Here is a 13,825-nt window from a genome sequence, read left to right as displayed (position 1 = left end):
AGCGGAAATCAACTGCGGTCTTGCTCTGCAAGCCACAGTTTCTTATCTAAGTCCCTCAATCACTGTTCAATAAAATTTCGGTGTACACATAAAGCTATTATTTTTGTTTTTTTCAACCATAAATGTGATCAATGAAATTAAGCCAGAAAGAAGCAGTTTTTGCCAGTGAGGTAGTCACAAGGTTTGAACTTTACAACAGTTTATTCCTTACTCTGCCATTTTACCGGGTAAAGCATACAGGTACGCTTTTGCCGTTTTTTACCACACATTGCGAAGAGAGTGTCAAGCAAAACATTGCTCCTGCTGATATTATTGAAAGTTTTTTGGGCAGTACGAGCAGTATATCCAGGCCTCCGACCGCTTTGATCTCTTGTTTCGCTTCATTCAATATATCGAAAGACAGGTGGTCCTTTTTGATGCTATTGAAGATGCCGCGTTTTCAAAGACGCACAGCCCTGAAGAAAGCGGATCATTAGTGGCCCTTCTTCAGCAAGCCTCTTTTAATCCGTCGCTCAAGGCAAAGCTTAAGCAAAAGCTTCAGGACTTCTCCTTACGCCTGGTACTTACAGCCCACCCCACTCAGTTTTACCCCGGCCGGGTGCTCGCCATTATTACCGATCTGACTGAAGCAATTAAGTCAAACAACATCAACAACATACACCTGCTGTTGCAGCAGCTGGGGAAAACGCCGTTCTTCAACAAGAGTAAGCCGACTCCAGTCAATGAGGCTGCGAGTCTGGCCTGGTTCCTTGAGAATGTATTCTATAACGTTGTTTCCGAACTCCAGAAGCAGGTTGAAGATGAGTTCGAGTCGCCTATATTCAACGCACACCAGCTGATCGAACTAGGCTTCTGGCCAGGAGGTGATAGGGACGGCAATCCGAACGTGACGACAGCAACAACCCGTGAGGTCTCTGACCTGCTCCGGGAGATCCTGTTCCGCTGCTATTATCGCGACTTCCGCTCGCTGAAAAGACGTATTACCTTCCGCGGGGTAGAAGACAACATGAACCGCCTCCAGGATCTATTCTATGAGAACTCGTTCGTGAGGGCTGGCGAGCCTGAAAACATGCAGAACGAGATCATTCAGAATCTTGAAGCTGTCAAAGACGTACTGCTGCGCTCTCATGACGGTCTGTTTGCCGATCGTGTAGACAATCTCATCCGCAAGGTGCGCCTGTTCGGCTGCTATTTTGCTTCTCTTGATATCAGGCAGGACAGCCGCGTGCTCAGAAAAGCACATATTGCCGGAAGGGCTTTCATTAAAGACGTATTCCCGTCGAACTACGATGAGCTTTCGGAAGAAGAAAAGATAAACGCAATATCTTTTATTGAGGCCGACATTCCAGCCGAAGGATATGACGACCTGACCAACGACACGTTCGCTACCATACGCCTGATGAAAAGGATGCAGACTGGCGGAGGAGAGAAGGCCTCGCACCGCTTTATCATCAGCAACTGCCAGCAAGCTTCAGACATCCTGCAGCTGATCACACTCTTCCTTTGGAGTGGTTGGAAGAAAGAGGACCTCACTGTCGACTTCGTTCCTTTGTTCGAGACCGTGCAGGATCTGAAGGCAGCAGGTACTGTTATGGAGCGCCTGTATTCACATCCCTTCTACAAAGAGCACCTGAAGGCAAGAGGCAACAAACAGGTGATCATGCTCGGCTTCTCTGACAGTACCAAAGACGGCGGTTATCTGATGGCCAACTGGTCAATTTACAAGGCGAAGATCGAACTCACGTCTCTTGCGCGCCGGTATGGCATTCAACTCGCATTCTTCGACGGTCGCGGCGGGCCTCCTGCACGTGGGGGTGGTAAGACTCACCGCTTTTATGCAACGATGGGCAAGGAGATTGCCAATGACCATATCCAGCTAACGATTCAGGGGCAGACTATCAGCAGCCACTACGGCTCGTTTGACAGCGCTCATTTTAATATCGAGCAGATGGTTAATGCCGGCGTTCTGTCGTCCTTTGACGATAACGACCGGAATACCCTGAGCGCAGAACAGAAGAGCCTGCTGGCTTCCATGGCGGAGACCAGTCATCAGGCCTTTGTTACCCTTCGCGAAGACCCCTTGTTCCTGAAGTACCTCGAAAGACACAGTCCGCTGAAGCTGCTTTCGCAGATCAACATCAGCAGTCGGCCGGTAAAAAGAAACTCAGGAGGCGAATTAAAGCTCGAAGACCTTCGTGCCATCAGCTTTGTTACCGCCTGGACGCAGTTAAAGCAAAATATCCCCGGTTTCTATGGTGTAGGCTCTGCCTTGAAGAAAGCTAAGGAAGACGGGACATGGCGCGATGTAAAGTCGCTCTACGAGAGCTCAGGCCAGTTCAGAACCATGATGGATAACTGCATCATGTCTATGTCGAAGGCCGACTTCAGGATTACAGCTTTCCTTGAATCCGATGCGGAGTTTGGTACTTTCTGGCGTAAGCTAAAAGACGAGTTTGATCTCACCCGTGCCCTGATGCTTGAACTGACCGGCACAACGATCCTGATGGAACAATATCCGGTAGAACGTCGCTCCATTGCACTCCGGGAGCGGATTATCCTGCCTCTGGTTATCATACAGCATTATGCGCTGCAGCAACTGGAATCGGGAGACCATGACGAAAATACGGTTCAGATCCTGAGCAAACTTATTATCCGGACAGTATACGGTATTGTCAATGCCGGAAGAAACGTGGCATAAATTAAGCCGCTTCCGACAGAAATAGAGATATTTGCCTGTTGCTTTAAAAACATAGTTGTATAATAAGTGTTTACTGTCTAAGTTAAAACATTCAACTATGAAAACAGGTAAATATCTCTTTTTAATAGCAGCCTCAGGAATGCTGGTATGGCAATCCTGCGGAAACAGCAATTCAGGAAAAACCGATAGCACGACACAGGCTAGCGAGGTAAACGAGCAAAAAGAAACGGTAAGCGACAGCCTCTCTCACTTTATGGTGGAGGCAGCAGCAGGTGGTATGGCCGAGGTTGAACTTGGTAATCTTGCCCAGAAAAACGGACAGAGCGCACGTGTAAAAGCGTTTGGCGCGATGATGGTTAAGGATCATTCTAAGGCGAACGAGGAGCTGAAAGCTTTGGCATCAGCCAAGAACGTGACCCTTCCGGCTACGCTGAGCGATGAGCATCAGAAGCACATGGAAGCAATGCAGAAAATGACGGGGGCCGACTTCGATAAGCACTACATGGACATGATGAACAAAGACCATGTAGACGATATCACGCTCTTCGATGAGACATCAAAGAGCTCTATTGATCCAGAGGTGAAGGCTTTTGCTGCAAAAACACTTCCCATCCTTAAAATGCACCTTGATTCGGCCAAACGTATCAATGAAGCTATAAAAAAATAGTCGTTCGCAATGCTACGACAGAAACAGGGGTAGGTCCGCTCAGGATGCTGCCCCTGTTCTTTTTATAAACACGCCTCTATAGACCCGCCGCGCAGTTCCCCCGCAACTTTAACCACGTTTGATTGTTGTACTGACAATGAGAAAAAAATAGTCATTTTCAGTACAGTCATTATCCTTGCTGTGCTGGGATCATATCTATACCTGAAATACCGCAAACTGGATGATTTTGAACCTAAACTAAAGGGAAAGCTTCAGCAACTTGTAGCAAAGGGTTCGCGCGGGCTCTACAGGATTGAAGTGGCGAAGATCAATGCCGATGTCGTGAACTCCCGCCTCATACTTTCTGATATTCATGTCAGTTATGACTCGCTGGTCTATGCAAAGATGCAGCAATCAAATACAGCACCTCCCAACGTCTTTGAGCTGCGCCTGAACGCGCTGGCGATAGACGGCATCACGCCGGATGATCTAATCAGGAAAAAAGACATCCGGCTGGACGTGCTATATGCCGACCATCCGGTTATTCATCTTTATCACCTCTCTGAGCCTAAGGGCCAGAAGGCGAAGGACAGCAGCAGCGTGTACGAGCTGATCCGGGATGAAATAGGAAGCTTCGGACTAAAAAAGCTTACGCTTAAGAACCTCGACTTTACTTATCATAAAAAGGGGGATAAGGTACAAACTAGCTTTAAAGATCTGATGGTTGACCTGGATGATATTCTGATCGATGAGAATACGCAGAGAGATACCACGCGCTTTTTTTATGCAAAGGATGCGGCTATATCGCTGAAAGACTTTGTACACAAGACTGCCGACAGCATCTATAATTTTAAACTAGACAGCATTTCAATTAATGCAGCGAAGAACAAGGTTCGAATCCGTCAGCTGAAGCTTGAGCCAAGAGCGGGTAAAGCGGCTTTTCGCAAGCTCGTAAAGAAGCGGAAGGACCGGTACAACATCAGTATCAATAACCTTGCACTTGACGACATTGACTGGTGGCGCTTCATTGAAGGGAACGGTCTTTTCATTTCTGATGCGCGCATTGCGAACGGAAAGATTGAGGTCTATAGTGATAAGGGAATACCGGCAGGCAATGAAAAGAAGCTGGGAAACTACCCTCATCAGAATCTTTTCAAGCTCGACATGCCGCTCTATGTCAAGAAGATAGACGTGCAGGACCTCGACATCACGTACAGCGAGCTGAACATTAAGACCGGAAGAGAGGGCGATATCCTATTCTGGAATACCAACGCTACCATAAGCAATATCACCAACATCGACTCCAGAATAAGTGAAAATGGCCTTCTGAAGATTGACGCCGTTTCAAAATTTATGAAGCAGGGAACACTGAAGGCTGGCTTTCGTTTCAACCTGGCCAGGCAGAAAGAGGGCATCTTTTCAGTATACGCCGACTTGCAGGATATGGATGGTACTGCGCTCAACAAGGCTACTGTTCCGCTCGGTTCAGTCGAGATCAAGCAGGCACACATCAGCCGTTTTAAAGCTGATATAGAGGGCGATAATTACAAAGCAAAAGGTGCGATATTTTTGACCTATCAGGATCTGAAGATCAATGCACTCAAGAAGGACGATGATGGAAAGCTAAAAAAGAGGGGTTTGCTTAGCTTTATTGCCAATACCTTCAAGGTCAACGACAACTATCCAAAAAAAGGAGACGATGCAAAGACCTTTCACTCAACCTACAAACGCCCCTTGCAAAAGTCGTTCTTCGCTCTGATATGGAAGACGATATTCTTCGGACTAAAGGAGCCTGTGGGTATTTAGGAGGAAAAAGCGATGAAAGTTCTGGCGATGCAGGCCGAATGGCGAAAAATCATCTTTGTGAACTACCGGATTGATAAGGAGGTGCTTGATCCCTGGCTTCCGCCTGGTACGGAATACGACCTTTACCAGGGCGAGTGCTTTATAAGCCTGGCGGGTTTTCTTTTTCTGCATACCCATTTTGCACTTATTCCCTTTCCCTTCCATCAGGCATTTGAGGAGTTTAACCTGCGCTTCTACCTGGTCAGGAAGGAAAAGAACGACGATCGGAGAGGCGTGGTATTTATTCGTGAATTTGTAAGGAAGCCGGTATTCAAGTGGCTGGCCAATACTTTTTACCCCCTCAACTCGTTCCCTACCTGAGCGGGGAGCCCCATTCGGTACAGGTAATAGAAGGGTCGCCGGTGGCCTTGTCGCCGAACAGGATCATCCGCGGCAGACAGTAAAACGTCTAAAGAGCTATTTCCTGTCAAACCATATAGTAATTTTGCTGCTTATACTACAAAACGTAAAACTAAGACTATGAACCATACCATTGTTACAGGCATCCTGTCGTACGGGATGTCGGGCCGGGTTTTTCATGCGCCTTTTATAGAGACCAACCCCAACTTCGGGCTGTATGCTGTTGTAGAAAGAAGCAAAAAAAGGCAGCGGAGCGGTATCCCGCTATTGTAAGTTACAGTTCGGCTGAAGAGCTGCTTGCGGATGAAAAAATAGACCTCGTTATTGTCAATACACCTAACAATACTCACTATGAATACACGCGAAAAGCAATCGAAGCGGGCAAGCATGTGCTTGTTGAGAAGCCCTTTGCTGCCTCATCTGCAGAAGCAAGAGAGCTGTTTGATCTCGCCCGAAAACAGGGGGTGAAGGTGATGGTCTATCAGAACCGGAGATGGGATTCAGACTTCCAGCAGCTGAGCTCGGTGGTCAGGAGCGGCGAACTGGGACGGCCGATAGAAGTTCATATTCGCTTCGACCGTTACAAGCCGGAAATCAGTCAGAAAGCTTTTAAGGAGGAACAGCTGCCAGCCAGCGGCCTTACCTACGACCTTGGTCCTCACATACTTGATCAGGCGATCAGCCTTTTTGGAAGGCCTCTATCATGGAAGAAGACAACAGGCGTGTTCAGGCCCGGCTCGAAAGTTGACGATTACCTGCACATCGAACTGCTCTTTAGCGAGCACGTGCATGTGTATCTCACCTCCAGCCTCCTGGTGGCAAGTCCACTGCCGTCTTTTGTCGTACATGGCACCAAAGGGACATTTATCAAGTCGCGCACAGATGTGCAGGAAGCCCAGCTGGAGCAGGGCATGCTGCCCGGAACGGAGGGTTACGGAGTAGAACCGGACGGCTCAGAGGCGCAGCTTACCACCATCGGACAGAACGGAACGCCGGATGTGCAGTACCTTACCTCTCTAAGATCAAACTATAATCATCTTTTCAACGCAGTGTATGCGCACATCCGCGAGGGAGCCGACTATCCCGTTAAAGAGGATGAGGTGATCTGGCAGATGGAAGTCCTCGAAAGCTGAGACGTTTTTTAAAACAGGTAGAATGATAGACTGTTAAATAGAATATCATTCTGCTTATGGAAACAACTGAAAAAAACGGATATACTAAAATTAAGAGTTCCGGCGTGGAGTACTTCACGGTGGGTCCGCGGGTATGGGGGATGAAGATCGTCTTCGTCAACGTTTACATCATCGCCGCAGGGGAGGAAGGCGCCAACAACTGGATTCTGGTTGATGCGGCGCTGAAAGGGTCGGGCAGGAAGATCATAAGAATGGCCGAGGACCTGTTCGGACCGGGAGCCAAACCTTCAGCTATCGTACTTACCCACGGACATTTTGACCATGTAGGTGCACTGGAAGAACTGCTTGCTGTATGGGATGTTCCCGTGTACGCACATTATCTGGAGTTGCCGTATCTGAAAGGAATATCAAGCTATCCTCCGCCTGATCCGATGGTAGGAGGCGGCATGATGAGTGTCATGTCGTGGATGTTTCCCAACAGCCCGAAAGATCTCGGAAGAAAAGTACGCCGACTCGGAACAGACGACAAGGTCCCCGGCTTGCCCGACTGGCGCTTTATTCATACTCCGGGCCATGCTCCAGGGCAGATCTCACTTTTCCGGGATCTCGATAAAACGCTTATCGCTGCAGACACATTCGTTACTACCAAGCAGGAGTCGGCATTCTCGGTCATCACCCAGAAGAAGGTATTATCAGGGCCTCCCAAATACTTTACCATTGACTGGGGGCTTCGAAGGAATCGGTAAAACGCCTTGCTGCGCTCGAACCTGAAGCGGCTGCCACAGGGCATGGATACCCGATGTACGGACAGGAACTGAAAGACTCGCTGCAGCATCTTATTGAGCATTTTGAAGAAGAAGCGGTTCCTGACTACGGCCGTTACGTAAAAGAACCTGCACGCGCCAATAAGAACGGCGTTCAATATATCCCCCGGAGGGTTGCCAACCCAAGAGTCCTGGCCGGCATTGCAATAGTAGGTGCCCTGACTGCATTAAGTCTGGTCTGGGGGATAAAAAAGACGCTGCAGGGGTAATCCTTCAAAATTTTACACATGTATAAGAGCGCCGCAAGGCGCTTTTTTATGGTGCTGGCTTTTATAAAAGAGAGGGTGCTGAATAAAAAGGGGTTTTGAAAAGCGATATGATGAATTCAGGAAATAAAAGATTGCTACAGGTGTAAGCTCTTTAGCGCAAAGAATTTCAATTGAAATCTGAACAAAAGAAAACAGGCTGACGCAAAGTTTACTTGTAGCAGAAATTTGATGTGATATTACTAAAGGGAAGGACTAAACGGTGGTATAATTCAGATTAAATTCACCACGCGTTAATGACTAAGCATAGAAAAGAGGCCGGGATCAGGTGCGATACGGCCTCTTTTCTTTTGTGCACAAGGGCAGGCTTTTCTACGCGGAATAGCGAAGGAAGGCTGCAATCTTACTATCTGCCGGCATGTTTTCTTTATCCAGCACGTGTACATCGCCACCATTCATCAGGGTCTTGATGATAGCCTTGTTGATCAGGCACTCGTCACCCTGCTCCTGATTGTCATGCAAGACAAGTTCATTACCAGTTTCATTGAAACTGCCCCAGATGTGCTCATCGCGCTGAACAAAGAGGTCGGATACCTGCCCGTAGTAACTGGCCGGTATGACATCTTCAGGGAGCGAAGAAGTGAGCTCTTTAGCTGAGTTATTGTAATAATTCAGCAGGGCTTTCTTGGTGTCTTCCTTGAAGTAGGCCTCCATCTTCGGTCTCACTTTTTCGTACAAGGCATTTCGCTCTTCGTGTTCAAAGTTTCCGGTTAAATGGTCGGTCCACACGTTCTTGTATTTAGACACGCGTTTAAAGGCCGCAAGTACGTAATCTACCGCTGCAATAACCAGCGGCGCATTTTGCTTAGACAACACCTCGGTCCACAAGGTCTTGTCAACCTCTTTCAGATATTGCTCCAGATACTCATCGTCATCCGACAGTCCTGCGCCATGTCCGTGGAAGTTGGCACCCTCAGTGGCTGCAGCTCCGGTACTGGCTCCGGCGCGGCGCATCAGCTGCTTTCCGCCCTTTTCCTCGTACCGGATCACATCGTCCATGCCGTTGGGCAGCCCTTCCACTTCAATCTTCTTCATCCCATAGGCGTCGGCTTCGTAAAACGTTGCATCATGCTTGCTCAGCACCAGCAGGTAAAAGGGCTTCCGTGCTTTCATTAAGGGCAGCACAGGCGCCAGGAAGAACGAGTCGTTTACCATGAGCTTTTCCTTAACCGGTACAGGCAGCTTGATCACTCTAACGAAGCTTTCCGAGAGGAATACTGCCAGTCCCTCGGACTGCGACTTCCAGAAAGGCTCATCATCAACGAGCTCAAAACCCTTTTTTAGTACTTTTTCAATAGCTGCCTGGTCCAAGCCTTTCGCCTCAAGTTGCTGACGTGCTTTCTGAAGGATGCTTTTGAAAATAATGACATCATGTTTTTCGTTCACCTCGTAACCCGAACTATGAGTGGGCATATACACTGTTACACAGTTTTCCGCCTGATGATTCGAAAGCTCGGTGAACTCTTCTCTTGAGATAATCATAGGCTTTATTATTTGTTATCGTTTGCGTTGTCTTCTCCTTTAGCTAGGTTCCTGTTCACGTGCCGCACATTTACATTAGCCGAAAGCTCGTCGCCTCCGTCAGTGTACTTCTCTGCGATTTCATTATCCTGTTCCAGATCGTTTACTGCAAACGCGTCTTTCAATCCATGTGATTTTTTTCCGTTTCCGCTTGGTTTGCCTTTAGGAGGAACAAACCCTGATTTAGTCTTTGCCATAATTAAAATTTAAGGTTTACACTTTTAATTTAAGGAATGCGGTCCGTCGGGGAAGTGAGGCTGTCTGCACATCCAAAGGCTACCCATTCGGCCGGCATTACTCTTTCGGTTAATGATCAACCCGCCTCTTCATAAAGAGCCCCGTTATACAGCAAAACTCTCTGCAATAAAAAATGCGTGTTCTCATAGGTACATTAAATTATGTTAAAGCAATTATTAAAACATTGCTTGTAATTCTAACTATGGAAAATGGAAACAGTTTTAAAAAAATGCCGAAAACAGCACGGTCAGGGGCTTAGAGGCCGCTTGCCTGGCGAGGCTCAATGACGGTAAGGGCTTTAGGAAGAATTTGTATTTCAATAAGTTTTGTCTTGCCGATCACTTCACCGTCTATCTGTAGGGTGGTGCGCCTTGAAGTTCGTATCACGGCCTTACTGCAGGGCACCACTTCGGCGTATTCAGAGGTCTGCAGCTTTCCACGCAGCATCTTCCAGGCAATTGATAAAAGCTTGACCCGGGGGAAGGGCTTGATGATCACCAGCTCAAATTTGCCGTCATCCAATCGCCCCGTGGGATTAATTACGACGCCGGTGCCGTATTTCGATGCGTTTGCAAAGGTGAGCGACACGGCCTTTCTCTGGATCTGCTTCCCATCAGCCAGAATGTAAAAACGGTAGTGCTTGATCAGGAAGATTTCAGCCAGCAGATGTTTGGCGTAAGTGAGCATTCCTCTCTTAGGATCCTTCTCAAATCGCTTTACGATCCTCGCATTCAGACCGACATCCGCGAGATGGATACAGTGGATCTGGTTTATTTTCAGCAGGTCGATTTTCCTCCTGATGCCATCTTTGATCAGGCTAAAGGCAAAGTCAACGCGGCCTATTCCAAGCTCTTTTGCCATGCCGTTAGCAGAACCTACGGGAATAATGAGAAGGGGGTAATTGGTATCACAGAGGATTTTCGACAGCAGGTTCACCGTTCCGTCTCCGCCTGCGGCTGCCACTACATCCGGTTCAAACTCCTGCAGCTCGGTGCGGATATCTTCTTCCACATTACCTCCGTGGAGGCGGTAGATCACAAACTGGAAATTATTCTTACGGGATTCTTCTGAAATAACAGCTTCCAGACCTGCACCGGCCCGGGTACCCGACTTCGAATTAACGACAAAGAATACTTTCACAGAGTTGTTTGCTAAAGCTGTTCCCGCACCTCCAGCAGGAACTTTTTTAATTTTTCGAGCGAATCGATTACCTTCTGATTCTCCCTGATCTCAGTCCTGTTTCCTTTTAAATGTTCTTTGGCTCCCTGAAGGGTAAAGCCTTTCTCCTTAACCAGATGGAAAATTATTTTCAAATTCTCTACATCTTCCGGTGAGAACAATCGGTTACCCTTCTTGTTTTTTTTAGGCTGCAGGATTTCAAATTCTTTTTCGTAAAAGCGGATCTGAGAAGCGTTCACATTGAACATCTCAGTCACTTCACCCATCGTATAATAGAGTTTGTTGATGTCTCTTTCTTTATAAGGCATGCACAAAGATACTCCGATCACGGCAATTCCTGGTAAACTTCTCCCGCAAATTATTTCAGATCGCACAGGGCAGGCCCTGCATAACATTAAGACGCAACACTCTTTCAACTTTCGCCAAGCTTGTTAACTTTGCGAATCAAATTTTTCATAGAATGACTACGAAGGAAATCAGGCAGGCTTTTTTAGATTTTTTTGCAAGTAAGGGACATCAGATCGTTCCGTCGGCACCCATAGTGGTAAAGAACGACCCCACGCTGATGTTTACGAATGCAGGGATGAACCAGTTTAAAGAGATCTTTCTGGGGGAAGCGCCTGTGAAACATTCCCGAGTAGCAGATACGCAGAGATGTTTACGCGTGTCGGGTAAACACAATGACCTCGAGGAAGTCGGGATCGACACCTATCACCATACGATGTTTGAGATGCTGGGTAACTGGAGCTTTGGCGACTACTTTAAGGAAGAAGCCATTGCCTGGAGCTGGGAACTTCTTACAAAAGTTTACGGCATCCCCAAAGATCGCCTGTATGTAACGGTCTTTGAAGGTGACGAAAAAGAAGGCTTGCCAAAAGATCAGGAAGCGTACGACTTCTGGAAAAAATGGATCGATGAAGACCGTATCCTTCTTGGAAACAAAAAAGACAATTTCTGGGAAATGGGCGACACAGGGCCTTGTGGTCCCTGTTCAGAGATACATGTAGACTGCCGTCCCGACGACCAGAGAAAGGCCAAAGATGGGAAGCTGCTGGTCAACGCGGACGATCCGCAGGTGATTGAGATCTGGAATAATGTATTCATGCAGTTTAACCGGCTGAAAGACGGTTCACTGCAGCCTTTACCTGCTCAGCACGTTGACACCGGTATGGGCCTTGAACGTCTGGTGAGGATATTACAGGGCAAGTCGTCGAACTACGACACGGATGTGTTCCAGCCTCTGATCCAGTTTATATCAAAGGAAAGCGGAATACCATATACGCAGGGAGAGAGTAATGAGAAGACCGACATTGCCATGCGCGTTATGTCAGATCACATCCGGGCAATAGCATTTGCAATTGCAGACGGTCAGCTCCCTTCTAATGTGAAGGCGGGATACGTGATCCGCCGCATCTTGCGCCGCGCAGTACGGTATGCCTACACCTTCCTGGGCTTCAAGGATCCTTTCTTCAATAAGCTGGTGCCGGTGCTGGCGGAACAGTTCGACGGAGTGTTCCCTGAACTGAAAGCACAGCAGGACTTCGTACAAAAAGTGATCCTCGAAGAAGAGGTTTCTTTCTTGAGAACCTTGTCAACCGGCATACAGCGTTTTGAGAAATACGCCGCGGAAGGCAAGACAGTGGAGGGAGATTTTGCTTTTGAGCTATATGACACGTTCGGCTTCCCCATCGATCTAACTGAGCTGATGGCTAGAGAAAAGGGGCTGACGGTAGACATGGATGGCTTTAACCGGGCTCTTGAAGCTCAGAAAGCTCGTTCACGGGCAGCGACAGCAATTGATACCGGCGACTGGATCATGGTAAATGAAGGGGAGGAGAACGAGTTTGTCGGATATGACACGCTGGAAACCGCCGCTCATATCCTGAAATACAGGAAAGTTACTGCCAAGGGAAAAGAGCAGTACCAGCTGATCCTTGATCGTACACCTTTTTATGCGGAAAGCGGCGGTCAGGTAGGAGATACAGGCACACTAACCATCGTTTCGGGCGACGCAGGCAGTGCGAACACGATCACAATCACCGACACAAAGAAGGAGAACGCCCTTATTGTGCATTTTACTGATAGTATTCCTGAAGGCTTTGACCTCCATCAGGAAGTTCAGTGCATGGTAGACCGCGACAGAAGGACAGATATTGAGAATAACCACTCAGCAACCCACCTGTTGCATGCCGCTCTTCGTGAGGTACTCGGCACGCACGTGGCGCAAAAAGGATCGCTGGTCAATGAAAACTATCTCCGGTTCGACTTCTCACACTTCTCCAAGGTAACGGACGAGGAACTGGAACGTGTGGAAAGCATCGTAAATCAAAAGATCCGTGAGAATATTGCATTAAAAGAAGAGCGGAACGTGCCTTTTCAGGAAGCTTTGAACAGAGGAGTGACTGCGCTCTTTGGCGAAAAATATGGCGACTTCGTAAGGGTGATCACCTTTGATGACAAGTACTCGAAGGAATTATGCGGAGGTACACACGTGCGTTCAACGGGACAAATAGGCTTTCTTAAAGTTACTTCAGAAAGTGCAGTGGCGGCCGGGGTGCGCAGGATTGAAGCAATCACCGGAAAAGCAGCGGCTCACTTTGTCGCTGAGCAGAGCAAGCTGATCGCTCAATTGAAGAATCTTCTTAAAAACCCAAAGGATCTTTCCAAGTCAGTTGAGGGGCTTATTGACGACAACAATAAGTTAAAAAAGGAACTGGAACGGAACGTATATGAAAAGGCGGCTAGCTTAAAGGATGAGCTTAAAGGCAAAGCCGTTCATGTAGGCGGGCTAAATGTCATTGCTGAAAAGCTAACTTTCGGAAATGCCGACGCCATTAAAAACCTGGCATACTCCCTCAAGGAAAGTGTCGACAATCTCTTTCTGGTACTGGCCAGCGAAAGCGAAGGGAAGCCGTCTTTAACGGTCATGATCTCAGAAAACCTGGTTGATGAAAAGGGGCTGCATGCAGGGAACATTGTTCGCGAACTGGCAAAGGAAATCAAAGGAGGCGGAGGAGGCCAGCCCTTCTATGCAACAGCAGGAGGGAAGGACGCTTCAGGCCTTGACGCAGCTTTGCAAAAGGCAAAAGAGTTAGTAGCAAAAGTTGCGGGCTAAT

Annotated in this window: 13 protein-coding genes and 1 pseudogene; 10 read left to right on the top strand and 4 right to left on the bottom strand. The window is 47.8% G+C overall.

What is annotated here, in order from left to right:
* Positions 1–370: 370 nt before the first annotated feature.
* The 9 genes and pseudogenes from ACES2C_RS16950 (at position 371) to ACES2C_RS16910 (ending at position 7,715) form a co-directional block, all read left to right on the top strand.
* A complete protein-coding gene (locus tag ACES2C_RS16950) occupies positions 371–2,698 on the top strand; it encodes a phosphoenolpyruvate carboxylase (RefSeq protein WP_374164251.1) in 2,328 nt (775 codons plus the stop codon).
* Positions 2,699–2,795: 97 nt separating this feature from the next.
* Positions 2,796–3,365, top strand: coding sequence for a DUF4142 domain-containing protein (locus tag ACES2C_RS16945; RefSeq protein WP_374164250.1), 570 nt, complete (start codon positions 2,796–2,798; stop codon positions 3,363–3,365).
* 180 nt (positions 3,366–3,545) lie between these two features.
* Positions 3,546–5,150, top strand: coding sequence for a hypothetical protein (locus ACES2C_RS16940; RefSeq protein WP_374164249.1), 1,605 nt, complete (start codon positions 3,546–3,548; stop codon positions 5,148–5,150).
* Between the two features lie 12 nt (positions 5,151–5,162).
* Positions 5,163–5,510 (top strand): DUF2071 domain-containing protein, encoded by a 348-nt coding sequence (locus tag ACES2C_RS16935; RefSeq protein WP_374164248.1) that lies wholly within the window; start codon positions 5,163–5,165, stop codon positions 5,508–5,510.
* A 159-nt stretch (positions 5,511–5,669) separates the two neighbouring features.
* On the top strand, positions 5,670–5,822 hold the full coding sequence (locus ACES2C_RS16930; RefSeq protein ID WP_374164247.1) for a hypothetical protein: 153 nt from the start codon (positions 5,670–5,672) through the stop codon (positions 5,820–5,822).
* Positions 5,804–5,971, top strand: a pseudogene (locus ACES2C_RS16925) (Gfo/Idh/MocA family protein); the annotation flags it as partial. The gene ACES2C_RS16930 and the pseudogene ACES2C_RS16925, both read left to right, overlap by 19 nt.
* 51 nt (positions 5,972–6,022) lie before the next feature.
* Complete coding sequence (locus ACES2C_RS16920; protein ID WP_374166975.1) at positions 6,023–6,682, top strand: Gfo/Idh/MocA family oxidoreductase; 660 nt, start codon at positions 6,023–6,025, stop codon at positions 6,680–6,682.
* 56 nt (positions 6,683–6,738) lie between these two features.
* Complete coding sequence (locus tag ACES2C_RS16915; RefSeq protein ID WP_374164246.1) at positions 6,739–7,428, top strand: MBL fold metallo-hydrolase; 690 nt, start codon at positions 6,739–6,741, stop codon at positions 7,426–7,428.
* Between the two features lie 53 nt (positions 7,429–7,481).
* A complete protein-coding gene (locus ACES2C_RS16910; RefSeq protein ID WP_374164245.1) occupies positions 7,482–7,715 on the top strand; it encodes a hypothetical protein in 234 nt (77 codons plus the stop codon).
* A gap of 369 nt (positions 7,716–8,084) precedes the next feature.
* Here ACES2C_RS16910 and ACES2C_RS16905 read toward each other — a convergent pair whose 3' ends face one another.
* The 4 genes from ACES2C_RS16905 to ACES2C_RS16890 all read right to left on the bottom strand — a co-directional run bounded on the left by ACES2C_RS16905 (position 8,085) and on the right by ACES2C_RS16890 (position 11,017).
* Positions 8,085–9,254 (bottom strand): hypothetical protein, encoded by a 1,170-nt coding sequence (locus ACES2C_RS16905; RefSeq protein WP_374164244.1) that lies wholly within the window; start codon positions 9,252–9,254, stop codon positions 8,085–8,087.
* A gap of 8 nt (positions 9,255–9,262) precedes the next feature.
* Positions 9,263–9,490 carry a hypothetical protein gene (locus ACES2C_RS16900; protein WP_374164243.1) on the bottom strand — a complete coding sequence of 76 codons (228 nt, stop codon included), beginning with the start codon at positions 9,488–9,490 and terminating at the stop codon, positions 9,263–9,265.
* 295 nt (positions 9,491–9,785) lie between these two features.
* Positions 9,786–10,670, bottom strand: a complete 885-nt coding sequence (locus ACES2C_RS16895) for a diacylglycerol kinase family protein (protein WP_374164242.1) — start codon at positions 10,668–10,670, stop codon at positions 9,786–9,788.
* 11 nt (positions 10,671–10,681) lie between these two features.
* Positions 10,682–11,017, bottom strand: coding sequence for a MerR family transcriptional regulator (locus ACES2C_RS16890; protein ID WP_374166974.1), 336 nt, complete (start codon positions 11,015–11,017; stop codon positions 10,682–10,684).
* A 152-nt stretch (positions 11,018–11,169) separates the two neighbouring features.
* Here ACES2C_RS16890 and alaS point away from each other — a divergent pair, with 152 nt between their 5' ends.
* Positions 11,170–13,824 carry an alanine--tRNA ligase gene (alaS, locus tag ACES2C_RS16885; RefSeq protein ID WP_374164241.1) on the top strand — a complete coding sequence of 885 codons (2,655 nt, stop codon included), beginning with the start codon at positions 11,170–11,172 and terminating at the stop codon, positions 13,822–13,824.
* The last annotated feature ends 1 nt before the right edge of the window (position 13,825 follow it).

Source organism: Arcticibacter sp. MXS-1 (assembly GCF_041902385.1).
Taxonomy (GTDB): Bacteria; Bacteroidota; Bacteroidia; order Sphingobacteriales; family Sphingobacteriaceae; genus Arcticibacter.
Note: the sequence above shows the minus strand (reverse complement) of the source record. Positions and strands in the feature narration are given on the sequence as shown.